General features: G+C 67.8%; 16 protein-coding genes. 7 read left to right on the top strand and 9 right to left on the bottom strand.

All coding sequences use genetic code 11. From position 1 onward, the window contains the following. The 6 genes from FAB82_RS16645 (at window position 1) to FAB82_RS16620 (ending at window position 13,645) form a co-directional block, all read left to right on the top strand. On the top strand, window positions 1-5,406 hold the full coding sequence (locus FAB82_RS16645; protein WP_136535666.1) for a CHAT domain-containing protein: 5,406 nt from the start codon (window positions 1-3) through the stop codon (window positions 5,404-5,406). Continuing rightward, window positions 5,403-5,852 (top strand): hypothetical protein, encoded by a 450-nt coding sequence (locus FAB82_RS16640; RefSeq protein WP_136535665.1) that lies wholly within the window; start codon window positions 5,403-5,405, stop codon window positions 5,850-5,852. Before FAB82_RS16645 ends, FAB82_RS16640 begins: the two co-directional genes overlap by 4 nt. Window positions 5,853-5,927: 75 nt before the next feature. Beyond that, entirely contained in the window at window positions 5,928-6,503 is a 576-nt protein-coding gene (grpE, locus tag FAB82_RS16635; RefSeq protein ID WP_168801645.1) for a nucleotide exchange factor GrpE, read from the top strand. Further along, window positions 6,500-8,626, top strand: a complete 2,127-nt coding sequence (locus tag FAB82_RS16630) for an Hsp70 family protein (RefSeq protein WP_136535663.1) — start codon at window positions 6,500-6,502, stop codon at window positions 8,624-8,626. Before grpE ends, FAB82_RS16630 begins: the two co-directional genes overlap by 4 nt. Before the next feature lie 69 nt (window positions 8,627-8,695). Beyond that, a complete protein-coding gene (locus FAB82_RS16625; protein ID WP_136535662.1) occupies window positions 8,696-10,402 on the top strand; it encodes an Hsp70 family protein in 1,707 nt (568 codons plus the stop codon). Window positions 10,403-10,519: 117 nt separating this feature from the next. After that, the gene (locus tag FAB82_RS16620; protein ID WP_136535661.1) at window positions 10,520-13,645 is read left to right on the top strand and encodes an AfsR/SARP family transcriptional regulator; all 3,126 of its coding nucleotides are present in this window, start codon (window positions 10,520-10,522) and stop codon (window positions 13,643-13,645) included. Between the two features lie 4 nt (window positions 13,646-13,649). Here FAB82_RS16620 and FAB82_RS16615 read toward each other — a convergent pair whose 3' ends face one another. The 4 genes from FAB82_RS16615 to FAB82_RS16600 form a co-directional block, all read right to left on the bottom strand. After that, window positions 13,650-14,432, bottom strand: a complete 783-nt coding sequence (locus FAB82_RS16615; protein WP_136535660.1) for a DUF4097 family beta strand repeat-containing protein — start codon at window positions 14,430-14,432, stop codon at window positions 13,650-13,652. A gap of 389 nt (window positions 14,433-14,821) precedes the next feature. After that, a complete protein-coding gene (locus FAB82_RS16610) occupies window positions 14,822-15,856 on the bottom strand; it encodes an MFS transporter (protein ID WP_211116642.1) in 1,035 nt (344 codons plus the stop codon). Continuing rightward, entirely contained in the window at window positions 15,843-16,493 is a 651-nt protein-coding gene (locus FAB82_RS16605; protein WP_136535659.1) for an LppX_LprAFG lipoprotein, read from the bottom strand. Before FAB82_RS16605 ends, FAB82_RS16610 begins: the two co-directional genes overlap by 14 nt. A 144-nt stretch (window positions 16,494-16,637) precedes the next feature. Further along, entirely contained in the window at window positions 16,638-18,695 is a 2,058-nt protein-coding gene (locus tag FAB82_RS16600) for an NACHT domain-containing protein (RefSeq protein WP_136535658.1), read from the bottom strand. Window positions 18,696-18,968: 273 nt separating this feature from the next. Between FAB82_RS16600 and FAB82_RS16595 the strand changes: the two genes are divergently transcribed. After that, complete coding sequence (locus FAB82_RS16595; protein ID WP_136535657.1) at window positions 18,969-19,211, top strand: hypothetical protein; 243 nt, start codon at window positions 18,969-18,971, stop codon at window positions 19,209-19,211. Window positions 19,212-19,246: 35 nt separating this feature from the next. Here the strand turns inward: FAB82_RS16595 and FAB82_RS16590 are convergent, their stop codons facing one another. The 5 genes from FAB82_RS16590 to FAB82_RS16575 form a co-directional block, all read right to left on the bottom strand. Continuing rightward, window positions 19,247-19,837 carry a DUF4276 family protein gene (locus FAB82_RS16590; RefSeq protein WP_168801644.1) on the bottom strand — a complete coding sequence of 197 codons (591 nt, stop codon included), beginning with the start codon at window positions 19,835-19,837 and terminating at the stop codon, window positions 19,247-19,249. Next, on the bottom strand, window positions 19,834-21,099 hold the full coding sequence (locus FAB82_RS16585; protein ID WP_136535655.1) for an AAA family ATPase: 1,266 nt from the start codon (window positions 21,097-21,099) through the stop codon (window positions 19,834-19,836). Before FAB82_RS16585 ends, FAB82_RS16590 begins: the two co-directional genes overlap by 4 nt. A 374-nt stretch (window positions 21,100-21,473) precedes the next feature. Beyond that, window positions 21,474-21,635, bottom strand: a complete 162-nt coding sequence (locus FAB82_RS27185; RefSeq protein WP_168801643.1) for a hypothetical protein — start codon at window positions 21,633-21,635, stop codon at window positions 21,474-21,476. Between the two features lie 279 nt (window positions 21,636-21,914). Further along, entirely contained in the window at window positions 21,915-22,685 is a 771-nt protein-coding gene (locus FAB82_RS16580; RefSeq protein WP_136535654.1) for an ABC transporter ATP-binding protein, read from the bottom strand. A 17-nt stretch (window positions 22,686-22,702) separates the two neighbouring features. Next, window positions 22,703-25,087, bottom strand: a complete 2,385-nt coding sequence (locus FAB82_RS16575; protein ID WP_211116641.1) for an FtsX-like permease family protein — start codon at window positions 25,085-25,087, stop codon at window positions 22,703-22,705. Window positions 25,088-25,150 lie beyond the last annotated feature (63 nt).

Raw genomic sequence — 25,150 nt, 5'->3', positions numbered from 1 at the left:
GTGCGCGAGTTCGAAGAGCTCCGGATCCGGGTGCGCCCCATCGGAGGCGGACGCCACCTCGTGCTGGCCGGCGGCGCCGCCTCCGGTGCGGCCGTCATCCGCGTCGGCGACGAACCGGCGCGGCTGCGCCGAGAGTTCAACGACCTCATCGACATCCGCCTCCACCGCGCCGCCGCGCGCGGCACCGTCGTCGCCGAGCGGCTGCGGAACCTCGGTCGCGAGGTCTTCGCCGTCCTCTTCGGCACCGGCCTCGACCGGCAGCTCCACAGTGTCCTCACCGAGTCCCACAGTCTGCGGCTGCGCTTCGACCTACCGCCGGAGCTGGACGAACTGCCGATCGAGACGCTTTGCACCCCGCCCGACTGGCCGGGTCAGAGCCTCGCCCTCGACGCCAATCGGTCCCTGGTCCGCTCGGTGCGCGGCATCGCGCCGAAGCAGCGGCTCCCCGCCCCGTCCGACGAACCCGAGCTCGTCCACACCCTCATCGCCGTCGCCTCGCCCAATGGCCTCGCCGAACTCGACGCCGCCGTCGAGATCGCCGCCGCCCGCGAACGCTGGTCGGCCGTCAGCTCCCGCTCCGAGGTGTGCGTGGGCGCCACCCGCGACGACATCGAGACCTGGGTCGACCGCCAGAGCGGCCCGGCCGCCGTGCTGCTCATCGCCCACGGCATCTGGGACTCCTCCCGCGGCGAGGGCGTCGTGCTCCTGGAGACCGAGGACGGCGCCGCCGACCCGGTAGACAGCCAGCTGCTCTCGGGAATCCTGGTGCGCGCCAAGAAACTCCGACTGGTGATGCTCAACCTCTGTCACTCGGCCGACTCCCCCGGGACCGAGACGTTCGCCGGGCTCGCGCAGGCCATCATCGGCCGCGGCATCCCGGCTGTCGTCGGCATGAACGGCCTGATCACCAACGAGGCCGCCCGCAAGATCGGACCGCTGCTGCTGGAGCGGGTCTGCTCCAACAAGACGCTCGACGAGGCGGTCATCTCCGCCCGCCAACTCGTTCCGCCGCAGTCCATCGAGTGGGCCACGCTGAGCCTGTTCTGCCACGAATCCTTCGGCCACTCCTGGCTCTTCAAGGCCCGAGAGGTCCAGGAGGAGCACGGCGGCGACGCCGATCCCCTCCTCGAAGGCCAAGCGGCCCTTGACAAACTCGACGAGCCCGGCCACCTGCCGGTCGAGACCCTGTTGCAGGCCGCGCGCTACCTGCGCACCATGGGCGAGTGGAACCACCTGCTGCGCATCGTTCCCGCCCGGCACCCGAACCCGGCGCTCAGGCTCCTGGTCGCCGAGGCCGAATTCGAGCTCGCACTGCCGGGGCTCAATGTGTTGTGCGGCGTGCTGGCGGCCGAGGGCGACCCGCTCTCGGCCGAACAGACCTTGGCCAGGATCGCCGACAAGGTTCCCGAAGCGGTCCTCGGGACCCTCGCCGACGAGGTCGAGCGCCTGGGCTCCCTCGACACGGCCATGGAACGCGCGAGCAGAGCCGCGGCCGACGGCGAATGGGAGGTGGCCGCGGCAAACTACCGCGAGGTCTTGGAGGAAAGCGGATCCGACTTCCGCGGTGCCGCACTGCTTCTGGAGACGGCGACCGAGGAGGCCGAACTGGCCGAGCGCTACGCGGCAGCCCTCGCCCATCGCCGGGCCCGCCGCTGGGAGCAGGCCCGCGAGGAGTACCGCTACATCATCGGACTCCGCGACGACTACCTGGACACCTCGCGGTGTTTGAGCTATGTGGATGGACGCATCGCCGAGGCGGGCGGCGAGTGGATCGCGGCCGCCGAAGCGTACGGGCAGTGCGGTGACTACTCCGGCGCCCCTATTAGGGCCGCGTACGCCCTGGGACGCGCGGAGGCCGAGGACGAGAACTGGGAGAGCGCCTGCGAGCACTTCGCCGAGGCTGGAACGGATGCCCAGCAGTGGTTGAAGTATGCGAGCGCCAGGGCCGCAGAGGCATCCGAGGACTGGGCGGGTGTCTCCGAGCATCTGTCCGGGTTGGAGGATTTCCAGGACGCGAAGCAGCGGAAGCTCCTCGCGGCTGGTCACCTGGCCATTGAGACCTACCACTGGATCGAGGCCATCGGGTACTTCGAACAGGTTCCCGAACTCGATCCACCCTTGGAAGCGGGTCGAGACGCGCTGTACGCCAGCGCGAGATCCGGTGAAGCCGGACAGGAGTGGGCCCTCGCCGCCGCCGCGTACGCCGCCCTCCCTGCGGATTACTCCGACGCATCGCAGCGTGCCTCATATTGCGACGCAAGGCTGGCAGAATCCGCCGGTGACTGGGCGGGCGCCGCCGAGCACTACCGGAATACGTCGGTCGACGATGCCGAAAACCGGCTCGATTACGCGCTCGGACGACTGGCGGAAGCCGCAGAGGACTGGCTTCAGGCCAGCCAGCACTACAGCATCATGCCGGATCGCTTGTTCGATGTTGCCGTTCGGATCTGCTACGCGCTTGGTCGCTACCACGACGAGACCCGAACTTGGGACCTAGCACTCGCGGGTTTCGGCGAGCTTCCCGATAGCTTCGAATCCGGAGAGGTAGGGCGCCGCCGCCGTTTCGCACGGGCATCGATCGCCGCCGCCGACTCGGATTGGGAATCGGTAATCGCATTGCTGCGCGAATCTCCCGATGAGGAGCGAGATTTCGAAGTCTGGCTCCTCCGCAGCCTTGCCAAGGGAATGCTCGCCGAAGCGGCCGACGATTGGGCGGAGGCCTGTGGCATCTACAGCCCGGTTGCGGAAGGGGAAACCATCCGCGGTTCAGCGGTCGAAGACAGCAAACCTGACTTTGAACGGCGCTTCGTCTATGCCTTGCTGCGTCACGCCGAGAGCGAAACGCAGTGGGAGGAAGTTGTCGAACTGAGCGGACACCTCCCGCCGGACTACCGCGACACCTCACAGCGCCGCCGCTACGCCTCCGCCTGCATCGCCGTGCGCTATGAACGCTGGGAGGAGGCGCTCGACCTGTGCAGCGAACTCCCCCAGGACTTCGCCAATACGCGCACCCTGTCCCATTACGCCAAGCTGCGCTTGGCCGAAGCGGAATCCCAGTGGGCCCAAGTCATTGACCTCGCCGCGATCCTGGGCGACCACCGAGATGCCCCGGTCGTCGCCCACTACGCGCGCGGGCGCATCGCAGAGGACCAGGAGTCCTGGGCCGAAGCGGCAGCCGCTTACGGCTCCTGCCCCGGCCACGCCGACACCGATTCCCGTGCCGCCCATGCCGAGGCCCGGCAGTTGGAGCAGTCAGGCCAGTTGTCGGCCGCGATCGTGGCGTACGAGGCCGCCGGAGATTCCGTACCCGGCGGCGCGGCCCGCCTAGCGCGGCTGCGCCACCTCCTCGCCGCGCTGCCGTGGGTGGAAGGGATCGCCAGCGCCACGCTCTTGGCCGACCCGATCACCTTGGAGCAGGACACCTTCCCCTATCTGGCGCTGCGGGACGCGGGCATCACCCCGGCCTCCACCACCGCGGACGTCGGCGATGCCGCGTTCATGCTGATGCAGCGGGGCCGGATGGGCTGGCAGGCCCGGGTCGCGTGGGACCGGCTCCGCTCCCCCGCCGGGCGGCTCATTGTCGACGCGCAGTTGTACTGGCTGCGGGAGCCGCAGCCATTGCGGGATGCCCTCGCCGCCATGGAGCCGGACGACCAGTCCGATCCGCTTGCCGCCCTGTGCGAACGGCTGCCCGCCGATGCGCCGCTGTTCCGGCTGCTGTCGGGCGCGCGGGCCGAGGCCATTAGCGCGTGGCGCGAGCGCCTGGTCGCCAACCCCGGGGACATGTCGGCCGCGCACTGCCTGGCGCTGGCGTCGTACTGGCAGGCGCAGCGGCTGGAGGAGACCGGCGCGTGGGAGCAGGCGGAGGCGACCTGGCGGACCGCCCTGGCGTGCTGGGCGACGGTGATCAACGATGACGACTTCTGGGTGGGCTGGCGGCAGGCCCGCGCCGCTTGCTACGGGCAGGCGGTGACCCCGGCGGACTCGACGCGGCTGCGGGCGAGCCTGGGCCAGCACCTGACGGATGTCTTGGCGCGCACGGTGGAACGGCACGCCAGCGCGGGGCGCCCGGGGCCGGCGGCCCGCAATCGGGCTCTGCTCGAACTGTTCGAGTCCGAAATGGAGGCGGCGCGCTGCCTCAAGGAGGCCGGCGGACTGCCGTTGCCCGCCGTCGATACCGCCGACGACACCGATTCCAGCGTTACCCAGACCCTGGCGTGCGGACCGGGATACCTGGAGATCGCGGGGCTGCGGGAGTCGTTCGCGCGCTTCGTCGCCGGTGCGATGCCGGACGGCGAGGCGGGCGAAGAGCCCGCCGCGATCAATGACGCGCTGCTGCGCAGGCTGCGGTGGTCGTTCTCCGAACTGGCGGTCGCGTTCACCTGCTTTGAGCACCACCGCTTCGACGCCGCCCTGGCGGCGCTCCCGAGCTACCACCGGGGCTCGCGGGCGGCGATGCCCGACGACTGCTTCGGCCCGGCTGCCGGGGGCCATTCGAACGATTGCAACCGGTGCCGGGACTTCCTGGCGCGCAATGCGGCCTACGCGCACCTGCCGCAGCGCCGGGACCGCCTGCGTTACGACGCGGTCGAACTCGGCGTGCGGGTGCACATGTCGCTCGCGCACGGACTGCTGTTGACACCGGATCGGCTCGCCGCGGCGATGGCGGCGCTGAACGAGGCGGTCGCGGTGGCCGGCGGGGCGACCATGACGGTCCGGACTCGGCAGGCCGCGCTGTGGATGATCCTGGGGCGGGCCGAGGCGCTGGCCGATTCGGGGACGAATCAGGTCCGGCGGGTGAACGAGGCGATCGCGCTACTGGAGGCGGGCGTGCCGGTGGTGGGCTCGAAGGGCCGTCGGCAATTGGACCGCAAGCGCGCGGATCTGTTGGTGGACAGGGCGATCCTGAGCCGCACCGTGGATCTGCGGGCCGATATTGCGGGGCCGCTGGACGATATGAGGACCGCCTTCAGGCTGCATTCAGGTTCCATCCGGATCATTGAGAATCTGGCCCGGGCGCTGCTCACGGCGGTCGATCGGCTTCCGGACCACCGCATCGAGTCGAAGCTCGAGCACCTGCACGAGGCGCTGACGCTGCTGGACCACGGCTTCGTGCAATTCCCGCGCAGCGCGCGGCTGAGGTCGGTGCTCGGCGACGTGCTCGATGAGGTCAAGAGCCTGAATCTGACGTCGCTGTCGGTGGAGGAGCTGGCGGAATTGGTGGAGACGTACGAGGAGCCGGATGAGGAACCGGAGTCCTTGGCGGCCAGGGCGAAGGAGCGGCTCGCGGCGGGGGACGCGACCGGGGCGATCGACGACCTGGTGCGGGCGGTGGCGGCCGTGCCGTCGAACGGCGAGTACCGGGCGGCGCTCTTGGACGCGCTCGGCAGAAGGGAGGACGCATGATCAGGGACCCTCACACCGTCTGGAATGGGCGGTATCCGTACGAGGCGCTGGAACCCGCGGGCATCGGGCCCGCCTCCACGCAGGACGAGGTCGAGGACGCCTCGTTCACGCTGATGACCAAGCGCCTGATGAACCCGGTGACCCAGACCGCCTGGGATGAGTTGCGCGAGTTGCCGAAGCGGCTCTTGGCCGACGCGCTGCTGTACGACGTCGACACCGAGGCCGAGATCGAGCGGGCCGGGGCGTGGGTGCGCCGCGAGCGCGAATCCCAGGCGCAGGTCGACACCGACAGGTACTGGTCGATGCCGCCGGAGCTGCCGGCCGCGCTGGCCGCGGACCTGCCGGAGCTGGAGGTCGGGCCGCCGCCCGAGGTCGAGCTCCCGGCGGAGGCCGATCAGTTCCCGTCCCAGGCGTTCATAGACAAGCTGATCAGGTTCGACCGATAGCCATGAGGAATGAACGGTCCGCGTTCATCGACACCCAGTCCCGGCCCGATCGATAGCCACAGGAACGAGGAGCCCATGCCGAAGAAACCCGCCCCCCGCCGCAAGCCGGTGCGGCGCAGGCCCCAATCCCCGGTCGAGCGGCCCGCGGCCGCAGCGGAGGCCGTCGAGCAGCCCGCCTCGTTGCGCGGCGCCCTGGCGCAGAACCTGGCCGACAATGCGCGGCTCATGCGCGAGCTGGAAAGCCAACGCGCGCAGACCGAGTCGTTGGCCAAGGAGCTCAACCGGCTCGACATGGACCTGAGCCGGTCCGCGCGCGGCGTCCTGGAGGCGGCCGATGCGCTGGAGCGGCTGCACGGGGCCGAGACGGACGATGTCGAGGCGTACCGGGCCAGTGTCCGTCGCACCGCCGACGAGCTGTCGAAGGCGCTGGGTCGGCACTCGGGGATCGAGCTCATCGGCAGGCCGGGCGAGCTCTTCGACCCGTCCGTCCATCGGGCCATCGAGGCCCGCGAGGACGCCGAAGCACCCGCGGACACGGTGCTGGCCGTGGTCGGGCGCGGCCTCAAATACCGCGGGGAGCTGGTCCAGACCGCCTCCGTGATCGTCTCAACAGGACAGAAGACCCCATCCGAAGAGGGAGCAACCGAATGACCGCCATAGGGATCGATCTGGGCACCACGAACTCCGTGGTGGCGCGGCGCGACGGCGCCCGCGAAGGCGCGGCGGTGGTGAAGGTCCACGGCAAGAGCGGCACGCCGTCGGTGGTGGGCCTGCGGCGGCGCGACGGCAAGGACGAGTTCCTGGTCGGCGCCAACGCCCTCAACTTCGCCAAGCGCGACCCCCAGCACACCATCCAGTCCGTCAAGCGGCTCATGGGGCGCGACTTCGCCGACCCGGCCGTGGAGCAGGCGCGGGGGCGCCGGGCTTACCAGATCACGACGGGGCCGGGCGGGGACCCACGCGCGCACGTGGTCATGGGCGACACGACGTATTCGCCGGTCGAGGTGTCCACGATGATCCTGCGGCACTTGCGGGACGGGGCGCAGGAGAAGCTCGGCGAGGACGTCACGGCCGCGGTCATCACCGTGCCGGCGTACTTCCAGGAGGCGCAGCGCACGGCCACCCGCGAGGCCGGGGAGGCCGCGGGGATGGTCGTCAAGCGGATCATCGACGAGCCGACCGCCGCGGCGATCGCGTTCGGGCTCGAGTGGGACAAGGGCGAGCGGCGCCGGGTCCTGGTCTACGACCTGGGCGGCGGGACCTTCGACATCTCGATCCTCAACACCACGCAGGACGCGGAGGGGCAGAACCACTTCCAGGTGCTCGACTTCGTTGGGGACAACTGGCTCGGCGGCGACGACTTCGATCTGCTCATTGTGGACAAGATCATCGACTGGGTGAAGCGCGAGTCCGGCACGGACCCCGCGGGCGACACCAAGTTCCTGTTCCTGGCCAAGGAGGCGGCCGAGGAAGCGAAGCGGGAGCTGACCGAGTCCGACAGCGCCGACATCATCATTCCGGCCGCGTTCCGCACCGCCGGGGGCGTCGGCGATGTCGAGATGACGCTGTCGAAGGACGAGTTCGACGCGATGATCGAACCCTTGGTGGACAAGACCCTCGGCCTGGTCCGCCAGGCCCTGGAGCGGCAGAGCCTGAGCACCGGCGACGTCTCGGACGTGCTGCTGGTCGGCGGCTCCACGCTGGTCCCGAAGGTGGCGGCGTCGGTCGAGCGGATGTTCGGTCCGGGCAAGGTGCGCAAGCACATCGACCCGATGGAGTGCGTCGCGATCGGCGCCGGCATCCTCGCGGACACGCTCCGCGGCGTCGAGTGCGCGGCCTGCCAGGCGGTCAATGACGAGTCCGATCTCGTCTGCTCCCAGTGCGGGGAGAGCCTGACCAATGCGCGCTCCGCCGGGGACACGCACGTGTACGACGTGACCGGAATGGCGCTCGGGGTCGCGGCCGTCAAGGGCAGCAACGCGGACGCGTTCGTGCCGATCATTCCGCGCGGCACGCCCTACCCGCTGGCCGAGTCCATGCACGAGGCCTTCAGCACCACCGACGGCCGCAAGATCCTGGTCCCGGTGTACGAAGGGGACAGTCCTGTCGCGAGCGAGAACCACGAGCAGGGCGTCATCGACTGGGAGCTGCCCGAGGAAGTCGACGCCAACACCCGCGTCGACGTGGCGTTCCTGTTCGACCGCAATAGAGAGCTGCACGTCAAGATCTCCGTCCCGGGCACGCCGTTCGAGAAGGACCTGACGCTCAAGGTCGACGCCGCCCGCACGAAGGCGCCGGCGAAGACCGAAGTGGACGAGGACGACATCGCCTACCGCGAGGACCTGATCGTCACCGTCGAGGCCGCGCGGCACTTCGTGCGGGTCTATGAGCAGTACCTGGACCCGTCGCAGGCGATGAAGATCGAGTCGGACCTCAACCGGGCCGAGCAGACCCTGATGCTGTCGGATCCGGAGGAGTGCCGCCGCATGACCGACGTGCTCAATCGGGACATCTTCGGCGCCGGACTGGCGACGCAGCTGTACCTCGCCGAGCGCGCCGCCAGCCAGGCCAGCCCCGAGGACGCCCAGCGCATCAACCACTCGGTCGCGAGCCTCCAGAAGGCGCACCTGGAGGGCCGCACCGGAACGGTGCAGCAGCAGTCCCAGGCACTGAACGCCATGCTGGCCAAGGTCAGGCAGGAATCGGCCTCGCTGCGCGAGGTCGAGGACGCCGAGAACTTCGACGGCATGCTCCGTCGCCTCGAAGAGTCGTAATCCCTATAGGATATATCCTATAGGATTTAGGAGGCTTCTCATTACCGCTATCGGGCCCGGGGCGACGCGATGAGCGTCGTCAACCTGGGAGTGGACCTCGGCGGCACCGCCCTGCGTGCCGCCTACGGCCACGGCGTCGAGGCCGCCGGTCACTTCGAGGTGCGCGGGAAACGCTGGCCGTGGCTGCTGTGCGAGCCTCCGGCCCGCCCCGGGATGGCCGCCGCGTTCCCGAGTTTGAAGAGCCGCTTGGGAATCACCGACACCGTCCGGGTCGAGGGCGTCGCCGTCGACCCTGTGGCGGTGCTGGCCGCCGCGCTCAGCGAGATCCGCGACCGGGTGGTGAAGGAGACCGATTCCCGCTTGGGGCACACCGCGATCGGGGTCCCGGCCCGGTTCTCCTCACGGCAGCGGGGCGCACTGCTGCGCGCGGCCGAGCAGGCCGGACTGCCCGAGGTGAGCCTCGTCAGCGACTCGATCGCCACCGTCATCGCCCACGCGGGCCCCGAGGCCACCGGCACGTACCTCGTGTTCGGCATGGGCTACACCGGATTCGAGCTCGGCCTGGTCCGCGCCGCGCGGGGACGCTACCGAGCGATGGGCTACGACGGCGCCGCCTCCCCCGGCGGCGGCCTCTTCGACACCCGCGTCCTTCAATCCCTGCTCGACGCCCTCGCCGGCCAGCGGGTCGCGATCGAGGACCAGCTCGGCGGCGAATCCGGCTGGCACCTGCTGCGCGAGACCGCCGCCGAGATCAAGGAGCGCAGCGCGGCCGGAGATCCGCGAACCTTCCTGTCGCGCATCGGATTGCGGCGCACCTCCGTCTACTTCTCACAGGAGGTCTTCGACGAGGACATTCGGCGCGTGGCGACGGGAAGCCTCGAACGCGCCGGGGCCGTCCTGGAGGAGGCCGGCCTGGAAGCGGAGGACATCACGGCCCTGCTCCTGACCGGCGGCAGCAGCCGCATGCCGATCATGGGCGCCCTGGCAGAGGCGACCGGACTGCCGGTCGAGCGGGCCGGGCCGATGTCGCTCGAACTGGGCGCGCTGCGGTACGCGAGCCAACTGGCGTCGCGGTCCTCGGCGGTGGCTGACGAGGCGCCAGAGCCCGAGGCCGAGGACTCCCCCGAGCCCGCCGTGCAGGCGCCGCCCTTGCCGGCCACGCTCCTGACGTCCCCCGAGGAAGCAGCGGCCGCTCCGGACAAGGCCAGCGGCGACGCACTGGACAAGGCGCGGCAGCTGCTGCAAAAGGGCCGTCTGGACGAGGCGGAGAAGACGGCCCGAGAGGTGATGACGGAGGCGGAGGCGGTGCTGCGGGACATCGTCGCCCGCCGCACCGGCGCCGTACCCGAACCCGATCCCGACCGCGCCCCGGGCCCGACCGGCGACGCCGAACGCCTCCGCGCCCGCGCCCGCAAGTTCTTCGAACTGGGCGAGTTCAAGGAGGCCATCCACGTCATGCACATCGCCTGGGAACGCGACGACGGCGGCTCCGAGCTCTTCGCCGAGATGGTCCAGATGCACTGCGACGCGGCCATGACCCGACCCACCATCGCCAACTTCAAGCGTCAAGAGGCCTGGCTCAAATGCGCCATCAGCCACGACGCCGGCAACGCCCGCATCTTCGACCTCCTGGCCGAACGCTGCTTCCTCCACGCCCAGGCCCTCAACCGGACCAACCGCAAGACCGAGGCCCGCGAAACCCTGGGGGACGCCCTCAGGTGGAACCCCGAACACGAAGGCGCCATTGCCCTACTGCGCCAACTCAAACCACGTTGAACCCGGGAAATGAATACCGCCGAGTCCCCTGGCAAGTCGGCGCCGCCCACCCCTGCTCGACGAAGGTGTGGACCGCGGCATAGATGAGTCCGGCTTCCATGCGGCAAGATAAGCCGTGTGCAAATCAGGATGCTCGGCTCATTCGAAGTCCAGACCGGCGACGGCGTCGCGGTAGAGGTCCCGGGTGCCCGGTTGCGCGGGCTGCTGGCGGCGCTCGCGCTCGAACCCGGCCGGATCGTCCCGCGGGCGAACCTGGTCGACTGGATCTGGGGCGAGGAGTCGCCGACGGACGCGGTGAACGCCTTGCAGGTCCTGGTGTCCAGGCTGCGCAAGGTGTTGCCGGATGGACTCGTCGAGGCGAAATCCGGCGGATACCGGCTGGCCGTCGAGCCCGACGACGTGGACGTGAGCCGGTTCGAGGCCCTGGTCTCCCGAGCCCGCACCGCCGAGGACCCCGAACGCGTGGCCCTGCTGCGCTCGGCCCTGGACCTGTGGCGCGGTACCCCGATGGAAGGCATTGCGCTGCTTGGCAGCAGGGCATTCGACGCCGCCGTCGCCGGGCTCGGGGAGCGCTACCTCGCCGTGCTCGGGGACCGAGTGGAGGCGGAGGTCCGCCTCGGCCGCGGCGCGGACCTGGTGTCCGAGCTGACCGACCTGGTGTCGAGATACCCGCTGCGCGAGGGCTTCGTCGCGGCATTGATGCGCGCCCTCGTCGACGCGGGCCGGGGCGCCGAGGCGTTGACGGTCTACCAGCAGCTGTCGGAGCGCCTGGCCGACGAGTACGGCGCCGACCCCTCGGCCGAGCTGTCGGCGCTGCACACCGCGTTGCTGCGCGGCGAGATCGGGGGACGGACCCAGAACCGCCGGACGAACCTGCGCTCCGAGCTGACCTCGTTCGTCGGCAAGGACGAGGAGGTCGCCGCGGCCTGCGAACTCGCCGCCAAACACCGACTGGTCACCTTGACCGGCGCGGGCGGCTCCGGCAAGACCCGAATGGCCACCGAGACCGCCCGGACAATGCTCACCGACCTGCCGGACGGGGCCTGGCTGGTGGAACTCGGGACACTTCAGGACGGCGGCGAGCTGGCACAGGCCGTACTGACCGCGATCGGCCTGCGCGACCAGTCCCTACTCGGCGGGGATTCCAGTGGGGGCGCGGCGGACCGGCTCATCGCCGCCGTCCGCGAACGCGCGATGCTGCTGGTCCTGGACAACTGCGAGCACATGATCGAGGCGGCCTCACAGTTCGCCGACCGGCTCCTGGGCGAATGCCGGAGCCTGCGGATCATCGCCACCAGCCGGGAACCGCTCGGCATCACCGGGGAGGCGCTGTGGCAGGTCGAACCGCTCGCCCTGCCCGCGGAGAGCGCGAGCCCGGCCGAGGCCGCCTCCTCGCCCGCGGTTCGCCTACTGCGGGACCGGGCCGACGCGGTGCGGCGCAACGTCGGATTCGACGCCGAGACGATGTCCACAATGGCGCGCATCTGCCGGGCGCTCGACGGGATGCCGCTGGCGATCGAGCTGGCCGCGGCCCGCCTGCGCACCATGTCGGTCGATCAGCTGGCGGACCGACTGGACGACCGATTCAAGCTGCTGACCGGCGGCAGCCGCACCTCCCTCGCCCGCCACAAGACGCTGCGCGCGGTGGTGGACTGGAGCTGGGACCTGTTGAGCGAGGCCGAACGCGACCTGCTCAAGCGACTGTCGGTCTTCGCCGGCGGCGCGAGTCTCGAAGCGGCGGAACGCGTGTGCCCGGAAGACGAATACGCGCTCGACCTGCTGACCGCACTGGTGGAGAAGTCGCTGCTGGTCTCCTACGGCGAGGGCGAGCCGCGCTACCGGATGCTCAACACCATCAAGGAATATGCCGCGCAGCGGCTTGCCGAGGCCGGGGAGTCCGAGTCGGCGCGCCGGGCGCACCTCGCCTACGTCACCGATCTGGTCGAGCCCGCCGACGCGCATCTGCGCCGGGCCGAACAGCTCGACTGGCTGGCGGCGCTCGAAGCCGAGCACGACAACATCACCGCGGCCCTTCGCGGGGCGATCGGTGAGGGATGGGCCCAGGAGGCGATGCGGCTCGCCGGGGCCGCGGGCTGGTACTGGTTCCTCAGTGGACATAGAGCCGAGGGCACCGAGTTGTCCGTCGCGGCGGCCTCCCTGGATGGCGAGGCGTCCGACGAGGTGAGGGCGCTGGCCTACAGCGTCGTGACACTGTTCCTGACCTCCGGGTACGGCGGCGATCAGTATCAGGCGCAGGAGTGGATCGAGCAGTCGCACCAGCTCGCCCAGCGCTCCGGGGCCAACCACCCGATGCTCGCGTTCACCGGACCGCTGGAGCGAATGCTACGGGAGCCGACCGACTTCCTCCCCGCGTTCGAGGAGCTCTTCACCGTCCCAGATCCATGGGTGCGCGCGCAGGCCCGGCTCAGTCGCGCTCGGTTGCGGCTCACGCTCTTCAGCGATGAGACCGATGTGGACAGCGATGTCGAGATCGCCCTGGAGCAGTTCCGCGCGATCGGCGACCGCTGGGGAACCTCCTCGGCGCTGACCCTGCTGGCCGATCGGCTCGCCGCCCGCGGCGAGTTCGCGCGCGCCTGCGAGCTCAATGAAGAGGCGGCCGGAGCGCTGACCGAGGTCGGCGCCACCGAGGAAGTGGTCGGCGTGCGGGCGCGGCAGGCGCAGCTGTACTGGCTCCTCGGCGACGAGCGCTCCAGCGCCACCGCCATGGCCCAGGCGCAGCAGGGCGCCGACCGGATCGCCTGGCCGAACACCCTGGTCGAGCTGGCGTTCTCAAAGGCGCATCTGGCACGCTGGCGCGGCGAACCGGACCTGGCGCGCGAGCAGCTGGAGGTGGTCCGCTCGAGCATCGTCGACACCTGGAGCGGCGTCGACTTCTCGATCAAGGACCTGCTCGCCTACCTCGCGGAGGACATCGACGAGGCCCGCGCGCGCCGGGCCGAGGCGCTCCGCGCCGCCGACGAGGTGGCTTATCCGCCGATGATCGCGCTGGCGATGATCGGGATCGCGGATCTCGCGGTGCGGCTCGGTCAGGACCGGCAGGCCGTGCGGCTGCTCACGGCGAGCGACATCGTGCGCGGCGCGCCGGACCGCGCGCAGCACGACGCCAACCGGATCATCCAGGACACGCGGAACCGCCTCGGCGAAACCGAAATCGCAGAGGCGGTTCTCGAAGGGCGGCAGGGAGACTGGCGCGAAATGGCCGAAGCCGTTCTCGCCACCTGACCGATCAACGCCAGCCCTGGAACCGCGACGACCGCTGCGGCGCGTCGTGGCCGGCGCCGGCGCGGTGGACCACGATGTCGCCGGCGTGACAGCGGGCGCGCACCTTGACGATCCGGTCGGACCGCTCCGGGGCGCCCGCCGCCGCAAGGTAATCGCGGACATCGCCGACCGTGGCGCGCGCGTCCAGCTCGACGGCACCGCCTGCGGCGATGCCGATCGACAGCCCGCCCGTGGCGGAGTTCAGATCGACGGTGTCGCCGCCGAACTGGGCGATGCGGATGTCGCCGCCGATGTTCCTGACCTGCGCGGTGCCGTCGATCCGGCGGATCCTGATGTCCCCGTTGCCCTTCACGTCGGCTTCGCCGCTCACGTGGTCCACGATCACCTTTCCGCCGGTGGTCCGCAGCCGCACGTCGACGGCCTGGGCGACCCGAATGTCCCCGATGGCGGTCTTCAGGCGGCAGGTGCCGACCGCGCCCTGGACCAGGTACTCGCCCTGAGCGGTGTCGCCCTGCACCTCCGAGCCGGTCGGCAGTGCCACCAGTACCCTGACCGAGCCGTACTTCTTGGTGAACAGGGTGCGCAGCCTCGGGTGCGAGACCCGCAGCCTGCCGTCGGCGAACTCGACGACGACGTCCGCGGCGGCCTCGACGTCCAGCTGCCGCGACGGGTCGATCGGGTGGACCTCGACCACGGTGTCGGCGCGATCCGAGGCGTTGAAGCGGATGTCTCCAAGGATGATGTCGACCGTGGCCGAGATCGGCCCGGGGGTGTTGAAAGTAGCCATGGTGGTGTGCTCCTGCTGGATTGTCGTCGGGTTTTCTTCGCTGCGACAACAATCGCCCAACGCCCTGTCACCGGACTGTCCCCGTCCTGTCGCGGCCCCTGGCGGGCTGTCACCGGCGCTCACAGTGTGACGACGGGCGGGACGTGATCCCGGAAAGCACGAAACCGCCGCGCACCTCTTATACCCGATGTGCTGCGCCAACTGGTATCACGGCCAGTTCAAGATCCTGCCGCACTGGGACCGGGTGCGAAGTACCCGCTCGCGGACGGCCTCCAGATCCTTGAGGGCGATACCGCGATCGCACCGCTCGCGGCCGCTCAGCGACCTCCGGGCTGTTCACTTCGTCGGACGTGGCGATGCTGAGGTCAAGGCGGCCGGCGCGGACAGCATCAGCGGCCCCGGGTCAGCGAAGAACTGCGGGCTCGCACACGTCCGGGAATACCCAGGGCGACCAGGGCGGCGGCGAGGCAGATGACGGCGGCCGCGGTAAACACTTCGGCGTACTGGGTCGCGAGGGCCGCGTCGAGGGCATCAATGTAGTCGGCTTGAAGCTCGAGGTATTCGGCTTCGGGGATGCCGAAGGGCAGGGGCGTGTCGAGGTCGGCGGTGGAGGCCTGGAAACGGTGGAGGCTCCAGGAGGTGAGGGCGGCGACGCCGACGAGCATCCCCATCATGCGGGCGACGACGACCACGGCGGAGGCGGTGCCGTGGCTGCCTTCGGGGGTGGTGCGCAGCGCGGCCGAGGAGAGCGGGGCGATGGTGATGCCGAGCGCGGCGCCGGCGAGGGAGAGGGCGGGTTCGATGTCGGGGACGGCCCGGGCGATCCAAAAGTACGCGGCGGCAGCAGCGGCGAAACCCAGGACCGCGGGGACGCGCTCACCGAATCGGGAGGCGAGAAAACCTCCGACCAAAGCGCCCACCGGAAGCCCGGCCAGGAACCACATCAGGAGCGGCACTCCGCCTGCCGAGTCGAGACCATGGAGGGTCTGGGCAAGGAGCTGCACGTCGACGAGGGTGACCATGAGGACTGCTCCGGCGGCGAGGGCCATGGTGACGGGAAGCAGCGCGCCACCGGCGAGCCCCTGCAGCGCACGTCCGGCGACGAGCGGAACCAACTCGGTCGCGGTGGCGCTGACGACCGAACCGATGGTGAAGGCAACAAGGCACGCGTAGATGACGACCTTGCGCCCGAACCGATCGGAAAGCCGTCCGAGCAACGGCATCCCGGCCGTGTAGCCCAGCAGGTACCCGGTCACCAGGGGCGTGGCCCGCTCCAGGTGGTTCACCGGGATATCGAACTCGTCGATCATGTCGACCTGGACCGAGACGAGCACGTACGCGTCGATCGATCCGATGAGGACTGCGACCCCGGCCGCGCCGATCGCGACCCGGCGGCGGGTCGGACCGGGTTCAGGGGGCTTCAATCGTCACCGGATCATCGTAATCGGACAGGAGCAGGGTCACCGTCGCGTCGCCTTGGGTGAACTCGGCTTTGACGACGCGGGCGGTCTCCTGGTCGAACCAGAGGGTGGCGGCATTCCAGTCCCCTTCGGCGGGAATGAAAGTGGCGAAAGCAGCCGGATCGAAGACGACCTCGTACCGAAACGTGGCAACCCTGTCGACGTCCTCGGTGTCTTGAGGTTCGGCGGAGTCGACGGCCTCCAGCAGCGTGGCGATCCCCGAATCAGGGGAGAGCAGGATGGTCGGGTCGTACGGCAGCATGTCATCGCCGACGGAGACCTGCTGGTAGCCGCCGGTCGGCCCCTTGGCCCAGGCGTCCTCGTCGATGATGACGTATTCGGCTTCGACGTCCATGCCGAACGCGGTGAGGGTGCCAGTGCCCTCGGCGGAGCCGTCAGCGGTGACGAACCCGTCGGCGGCTTTCACGTTGAAGCCGTCGACGCTGCCGTCCACAGTGCGGTCGAACCGGACGCTCTCGACCTCGGCCATCGCCGAGGCGGCATCGGGAACGACCTCATCGGCAGGAGGCACCTCCTCCTTGGAGCAGGCACTGACGGCGACGAGGGCGATGGCACTGAGCACGAGGGGAATCGAACGCATGCCTCTGATTCTCTGCCGCCAAGCCGGTCCGCGACAGAACTAGAGCATTCGGCGGCACGCTCCTTGCCGGCGGCTGGTCCCGGGATCACGGCGCTGCCTGTCGATCGAGAACCGGAAAATAGCAAGGTCAGTGGGGATCGGTGTTCATCGTCCGGGCGAGTCCATTCCAGCGCGAGCCGAACGCAGCAGGAATGACTGGAATTCCGCATGCCGAAACCTGTACGCTGCCCCATCCTGGCGAAGGAGGCGTCGCCGATGGCATTCCTCGAGAGCTCCGAGCAGGTCCCACGGCAATTCGCCTTCAATGGCCAATATCGCGTTCGCTATGCGAAAGTTCCACCATGTGGAAGTCTGCGCCAGCAGCACTGACGTCCAAAAAGCCATCACGATCGCCAGGTACCACCCCCCGCTAAGGGAGAAAAACGAACCCATCAACCCTACGATGGCCAGAATGCGCACCAGCAGTGCGTTTCGGTCTGCCTTGAGCGCTGCACGAGGATTCTCCGCGCGTGGTTCCTTCCGCGGGGCAGCGGACCAGAAAGCCAAGTACACCAATGTCATCATCAGTCCGAATACTGCGACGCCTCTATAAAATGACGCGTCGATCACCACGTTGATCTCGACATCGGATTCGATCAGGGTGCCATCAGACGTCGTATAGCGAGTATCCAGGACCTCGGAGAGAACTCGGGCAAGCATGATAGTCATGCCGGCTATGAACCCCGCGGCCGCGAAACCGGCCACGAGGCTGAAAGCCGATCGGCGAAGGAACTTTCGTCCACTGGCGAACCCGATTCGTTCCAGATTCATGCGTTTCTTACTCTTCGGGCCAGGTATCGCCAATGACCCTATGAGACTCCCGACAGCGATGCCAGTGCCGACCAGGAATACCAGGTCGGTCAAACTCGTCGGAGGAGTGAAAAGCGGCAGGAACGTCAGTGTCCACATAATCGAGGTCATCGCGCCGACTACCAGGCGGCCTCGAACCCGATACCGAAGCCGGAGACTCCCCGGCAGTCGCCCCAAGGCAATCTCACTCGCTCTCATTCCTTCGAGCCAGACGGCCAAGAACTTCAACCACCGTTGGACATCGCCCGGATCAAGGTTCACACGCCTTCGTCGACGACCGCTACGGAAATCACGATCAACACCCGTATCGGGACCCATCGAGTCTTCGCGCTGATGCCGGAAGACACTGCGAGCAAACTCGCTGTGGAGCCGATCTTGGATTTCTGAAAGGGTGCTCATCCGCACCAATTCTTCCGGCCGGGAGGCGGTTCCTCGATAGACCTCGCGCATCAGGCCCACCGTCAGAGGAAGCGATAGCGCCTCAGTCAGTGGCTCGTGGCCCCCTTCAGCGACCGCCGCGCGAACCTCACGCCATCGGGGCTCACATCGCGGGTCCAAGTACCCGAGCGATCTCTCGATCGTCAGCGGTCGCAGTTCAACCGCGACGGCCGATTTGAGCGGGCCGGTCTTCTCCATCGCCTTCTGAAGCTCAGGTTCCCGCGAAGTGACCACTATGGGACCACCATCGGCAAGGTAATCCTCTATGCCTTCGACGGCGGCGTCAATGTTGCTCGAGATCTCATCCAAACCGTCGAGCAACGGCATGATCCGGTGATTCTGCATCAGCCATACGGCATCCTGACGGCTCATCCGATAGTTCTGCCGAAGTTGTTTGACCATCCAGTCGGCAAGGCCTGATTTCCTCGGAACCCAGTCGGCCATCGAGAACAGAACCGCGACACGATCATCGATATTGGATCCGGTGGCAGGGTCCTGCAATGCGATCGCCAGGTTCATGGCCATCACCGTCTTACCAGATCCAGGAGGGCCGATTATCACCAGTCGCCTTGGGGGAGATAGCAACAGGGTCTCAATTTTCGGCTTCGACGCCACACTCGTGCCTGTCGAGCTCCAATCGATGGCCAACTCGGATCTGTCCGCAACGCATTGCACTGACAACTCCTGAAGGGCCGCGTTCCTCACCTGCTGTGACAGTTTGTCAGCCATGCGCTCCATTTGCTCTGATTCAGACACCTTCGGCGCCGCCGGTACGTTGAGGTACCGTACGTACTCGATCCCCCAGATGATCACGAATGCGAGCGCGCCGACCAGGAACGCAACGGCTTTGGGGACGACGTAGAGCAGGCCGAGCATCACCACGGAAGTGATCGACCCGGCCGCGATCAGTGCCAACCGCGCGGCCGGTTTCGACTGTTCGAGCCACCTCCCGAAGGGCTACAACAAGAACGAGATCGCGCGGGTCATATGCTCGGCGAAGACCTTGGCCCGCTCGGAATCGAAGGCGGGATCGAAAGCGATTTCGGCTGGAAGGCGGACATGGAGTTCCGCATGTAACGGCGTGAGCGCTGGATCGAGTCCGAGCGCCCAACCCAGCTCCTCATCGGCGAGGACGCCCTAACACTCGATCTCGGATTCGAGAAGGCACTGCCGCATCTGCGGTTCGATGTGCAGAACGCCGTCCCTGGAGGGGACGAGGAGGAAGAAGCCAAGGTCCGCGAGTCCCGTTTCGTCATCGCCCAGATGCTCGCGGCCATCGGACACCTTGACGAGGCGCTGACCGAATTCGAAGCCGTCCGCCCACTGCTCGCCGCCGCCTTCGGCGCCAGTTCGATACAGATCAGGAACCTCGGCAAGCACATCGGACGGTTGCGAGAGGCGGCCCGGGACGGATCGCAGTCTCAGTGGTGACGGCCCACGTTCGACAGGAGGGAGGTCGAGCGGGATCAAGTCAAAATGCGTTCGAGGTCGGAGCAGAGTTTGCGGAATGACCGCGAGCTCCCCCGGGCGGCATCGAGGTCGAGGAGCTTGGCGAACTGCTTCTGGTGAACGGCTGGCTTGTACGGTCGGCCCCTTGGCATCCGCTTGGTGAACCAGCCCTTGGCGTCGCGGATCGCCTCGGGGTCGGGCGGTGGGCGGAGGTCCTCGGGCAGCCCGAACTTGCCCGCGAATGAGGATGCCGCTGCGAGGAACCAGGCCTCGAACTCGCGATTTGGGATGACCACGAAACTCGGTGCGTCGGGATGTACTACTTTGGCAAGGTCGCGAAGGTGTTCCGCCAAGGTCATCGGGCATTCGTCGTCTGCGTCGATCATGATCAGCACTCCGCTCGGAAGCGGGCGGAGCGTCATCGCCTCGCGAAGCGCTGCGGCAAGGCCGTGGCTCTTGAGCAGCAGATCGCGGGGCTTACGGTTGGGCGGATGTACATGGACATACCGCTGATCGTCCAACCAGGGCAGCAGCCGCGCCAGGAGTGCCTGCACTGCTTCCCTTTCCCCGTGGCCTTCGACGATCGGTGCGATCACGGGGACTGTCATGCGGGCTCCCCGTCGGGACCCTCGGTCTCCGGATTCACACGCGCGGGGTGCATGGAACCGACTCGCAGAAGTTCGGTCAGGGTCAGGATCTTGTCGTTGAAGAGACTGCATCCGACCTCGTCCAGTGGGCCGACCACCGTCGCCGCGTCGATGTTCTCCACGGCGAGGATGTGTTCAGGTCTGGCTTCCTTGTTGTCCAATAGATCTGGGCTCTGGGTAGTGACCATTACCTGAGTGTTCTGCGATGCCGCCGCCAGGATTTCGTAGAGCAGACCCAGTTTGGGTGGATGCAGAGCCTTCTCCGGCTCCTCGATGCCTATGAACGGAATGGCCCCATCGAACACGTGAGGTTGCAGCAATGCGGCGAGAATGCCGCCCAGTCGAAGGGTGCCCTCGGAGAGCGCCCACCGCTGCACCTTCAGCTCGGTGTCCCCTGATTTAGCGGCGAAGCGGCCCTCGACTGCGGAGACCGTCCCGTCCAACTCTGAACGCTGGTCCAAGCCGATCGCATTCGGGATCATCGCGGAGAGGTACGCGTCGAGCGTCTCCTTCGCATCGGGATCGAGTTCGGCGATGCGGCCGAGAATATGGCCCAGATGCTCACCATGCGGCCCAAGCCTGTCGGGACGCATTGCCGGGTCGCTGTCATCAATGCCGCGCAACGCGGACATGTGCAAGTCGTAGAAGCTGGCGGATTTGAAGAAGTCCACTACCGCACGTCTTGGATCGGTGCCCGCATATTGATTCAGGGCCAGGCTGCCGGGATCTAGCTCGAACCCGAGGGGGAGTTCGGCAACGCCGCGATCGCCGAAGGCCGCCGCGTCGTCTCTTCTGGCGATCCCAGCGTCTTCCCAGCTGCCGAACCCTTCGAAACGCTCGGACAGCACCGCGGCCCTGCCAGTGGAATCACTCCCAACGGCGAACTCGTAGCGAGCGTCCCCTGCGGGCGCGTCACCAGATTCAGGACGATGAAGATGAAGTCCAATCGACATTGCGGCCGCATTGGATCCGCCGGAGCCAGGCGCCATATGGAGGATCTGCCGCAGGCCTCCCCGCCGCTGAATGGCATCGGTGAGCGAGTACGACAAGGCATCAGAGGTGAATCGGATTGCATCCATGAAGTTGGACTTGCCCGCAGCGTTCGGCCCGACCAGTACATTCAGTGAACCCAGCTCGACATCGCAGGCTCGAATCGATCTAAAGTTCTCGATGCGAACCCGGCTGATCGAGATTCTTGGCCACATGGCGTCTGCGGTCTCCATCAGATGTCGCAAGGTGGGCTAGAGGCAGCCTGCAGCAACTGTCCGGTTCTAGAACCTTGAGGAAGGGATCCTCGCATGCCCTCACTGAGTTGGGTGAACGCGGCGGAGGTCACCTGCCTCGATGCTTCGGAGGACTCCGTCATCATCCACCTTCCAACGTGCGCCAGCTGAGGGCGACGATAACATGTCCAGGTCAACTGGCGATACTCCGCCGCAAAGGCCGACTCGAAACCCCACCATTCACACAAAAAGGCCTGCGCGAGCTGAAGACCCATACAAGCCTGTGCAGTGCCCCGAGTGGGACACCTAAAACCATCGCGCATCAGAGCTCGAGCCCTATCAGCGGCTGCGGGGTCGGATCAGGGACATGCCCGCTAACGGCGGTCGGCGGCGGCCTCGACGTCCAGCTGCCGTGACGGGTCGATCGGGTGGACCTCGACCACGGTGTCGGCGCGGCCGGTGGCATTGAAGCGGATGTCTCCGAGGATGATGTCGACCGTGGCCGAGATCGGCCCGGGGGTGTTGAAAGTAGCCATGGTGGTGTGCTCCTGCTGGTTCGTCGCCGACGGGTTGTCGTCTGGTTTTCTTCGCTGCGACAACAATCGCCCAACGCCCTGTCACCGGACTGTCCCCATCCTGTCGCGGCCCCTGGCGGGCTGTCACCGGCGCTCACAGTGTGACGGGCGGGACGTGATCCCGGAAAGCACGAAACCGCCGCGCACCTCGTACACAGCGGTTTCGTTCGATGCCCCGGAGACGTCGGGGCGGGCCGCCCGGAGGGGGGGAACTCCCCCGGGCGGCCCGGCGTTCCTCCCTCAGAACCCCTTCTTCGCGAGCCAGGCGAAGATGTCGTCCTCGCGCCGCTCAGCCCCCTCCTCGGTCCAGGCGCCCATCGCGTGGGAGTCGAGGATCTGGCCGTCGCGCAGATAGACCACCCGGTCGCCCCGAGCCGCGCAGGCGGGATCGTGCGTGACCAGGACGATGGTGGTGCCGGCACGGTGGACGGACGTCAGGGCGTCCATCACCTCGGCGGTCATGGTGCTGTTCAGCGCCCCGGTGGGCTCGTCGGCGAAGAGGATCGCGGGTTCGGTGGCGAGCGCCCGGCAGATCGAGGCGCGCTGGAGCTGCCCGCCGGAGATCTGCGTGATGCCGTGCCGCTTGATGTGGGCGATGCCGAAGCGCTCCATCAGATCGTCGACCCGCTTGACCGCACCGGTCCGGTCTTTCGGTGTGGCCTTCAGCGCGGGGAGCAGGATGTTGTCCTGGATATTGAGGTTCTTCAGGAAGTACGCCTGCTGGAAGATGAACCCCATGCCGGTGAGCCTGACTCGGCTCATCTCGGCATCGGTCAGCGACGTGATCTCCTTGCCCCCGAGCGCGACACGGCCGCCGGTGGGCCGGTCCATGCCGCTGATGTTGTAGAGCATCGTCGACTTCCCCGACCCGGAGGCGCCCATGACGACGAGGAACTCGCCGTCGCCGACCGTCAGGTCGATGCCGTCCAGAACGTCGGTGGGCGGTTCAGTCGAGTAGAACGTCTTGGAGAGGTCGGTGCATTCCAGGATGACATTGTGTGTGTGGGACATGGTCGTACTCCTCTTCTCTAGCCTCGGATCCACATGCTCTTGTCAGCGCCGCGCAAGCGGGCGGTGAGGAGCAGCGCGCCGAGGTAACCCGCGGCTATCAGGACGAGCGGGTAGGCGACATAGGTGAGCCAGGGGTTGGGAATGAACGCGAGGTTGGAGATGCCGAGCCCCGCCATCGAGATCAGGGCGCCGACGAACGGTCCGCCGAGGACGGCCGCGAACGCGAGGCCGATCCCGGTCCCGAGACCTGCGGCCAGGAGCGTCTTCCACCGGACCTGCGCGATGATCTCGCCGGTCGAGAAGCCGATCGCGGCGAGCATGCCCATCTTCGGGCGGTCACTGGCCAATCGCAGTTTCAAGAACAGGCAGGTGATGAGCAGCGCGACTCCGACACCGAACACGAACGCCAGCACGGCCGCCCGCTTGAACGCGTCGGTCACGTACGCCATGGTCTGCCGGACGTACTCGCGCATGGGGACCACGTCGGCGCTCTGGAAGCGGTCGCCGTACTCCGACGCGATCGCCGCGGCATCGGCCCCGCCGACGGTGTCCGCGTAGACCACGTAGGCATCGGCGCCGCCGGGGACCTCGCCCTGCATCTTGGCGGTCAGACCTCCCGAGGTGAGGTCCTGGTAGACGCCAGAGACGACGGCGGTCGTCAGTTCCTCGCCGCGGCGCAGCGTCAACTCGTCGCCGGTCCCCAGACCGTACTTCTCGGCGTTCAGCAGGGACATGGCGATCTCGCCCTCCGCGGGCCGCTCGCCGTCGACGTACCGGACCGAGTTGGAGCCGTAGTCGCCGATCTCGACTCCGAGGCCCTCCCAGCCCACCTCGCCCTCGATCTGGTACTCGACATTGGCGAAGGTCTGCGTCCCACTGATCCGGTCGTCCTCGGCCATGTCCGCGACCATCGCCTCCCGGATCGCGTCGGCGTCGTCCGTGAACGCCACGTCGGCGCGGACGTCGGTCTCGGGGACGCCGAGATAGGTGACGAACCTGGGGCTGTCGAAGGTGGTGAACAGGTTCAGCGGCAGGGTCATGAGGACCGAGGCGAGGAAGAACACGAAGGGGATCAGCATCCACTGCCCCGCTTCGAGACGCAGGTCCAGCACTGCCAGACGCCGGGAGACGTTCCCGCCGCGGTACGTGGTCAGACTGGTCCTCCGCACCGTCCGCGCCTCGCGCCTCGCGCGGCGGACCGTCTGCTTCTCACTTTGCGTGGTGCCGTGGACGAGCGAACCGACGACCTCGATCTTGCGGATCCTGCCCAGCACCCGGCGGCAGATGACCACCACCACCGAGTACACGACCAGCAGCGCCCCCACCGGCACCAGGAACGTCGCCGGACTCGGCGGCGCCTCGGGGTAGTTCGCCTGTACCGACTGCGTCAGCAGGTTCGTCGCGACGACGGCGAGCAACCCGCCGATGAGGCACGCGAACAAGGCCAAGGCCCGGTACTTCGACATGTACAGGCCCATGATCGCCTTGTCGGACAGGCCGATCGCCTTCATCGCGCCGATCTCGCGGACCTCGTCCTCCAGCGTCCCGCGAATCACGAACCGCGCGTTCAGCAGCGCGATGGTGATGAGCAGCAGGCTCGAGAACACCAGCGCGAGCGCGACCGGTCCGTCGCTGAACGCGTTGACGAGGCGGATGATCTGGATCGTCACCGCCTGCCCCTGCTGCGGCAGGGCCGCATCGGATTCGTAGGCGCGCTGGAAGTCCGGCACCGCGGATTCGTCATCGAGGCGGTACCCGACGATGATCTCGGGCCTGCCTCCGTCCATCGCCTCCACGTCCGTGAAGTCGGTCTCGGAGACCAGGAACCGGGTCGACTCGGCGAGCGAGGCGCCCATCTGCGCATCGCGCACGAAGCCCGCGACCTGGAACTCCAGGACGGTGCCTCCCGAACTCAGCTCCAGTCGGTCGCCGATCCGCAAATCCTGCGACTGCTGGACCGACACCGGCACGTACACCTCGCCCACGGCCGGTTCGGGGACCGTGCCGTCCTTCTCGACCAGAAGATCGAATTCCCGGTTCGGCGTCACGAAGAGGTTGTCGACCAGGCTCTGGGAGAGGTCGCCGGATTCACCGTCGGAGGGGCGTTCCCATCGCAGCGTCTTGCCGTCGAATCCGACCATCTGCTGGACGTGCCAGGCTTCGATCTCGGGGTGCTGCGAAGCGAACCGCTCCAATGCCTCCAAGTCGTACTCGCCCTTGTGCATCTGCAGGAAGTGCGACGGCCGGGCTTCTTCGAAGAGCTGATCGACCGCTCCGAACAGGCGCTCCATGACCATCGCGCCGGTCGCCATGAGAAATGCGCTCAGGACCAGGACGATGAGGAGGGCGAAGCTCACGCCCTTGTTCCCCAGGAAGTCGTTGCGGATGTAGTTGAGGTTCACTGAATTTCCGGGTCTCATACCAATCTCCGAATCGCGTGAATCCGCCGGGAGGTCGAGCGTTGC

This window comes from Glycomyces buryatensis, from assembly GCF_004912275.1.
In the GTDB taxonomy this organism is placed as follows: Bacteria; Actinomycetota; Actinomycetes; order Mycobacteriales; family Micromonosporaceae; genus Glycomyces; species Glycomyces buryatensis.
The sequence above is the reverse complement of the archived record's forward strand: the minus strand, read 5'-3'. Positions and strand labels throughout refer to the sequence as shown.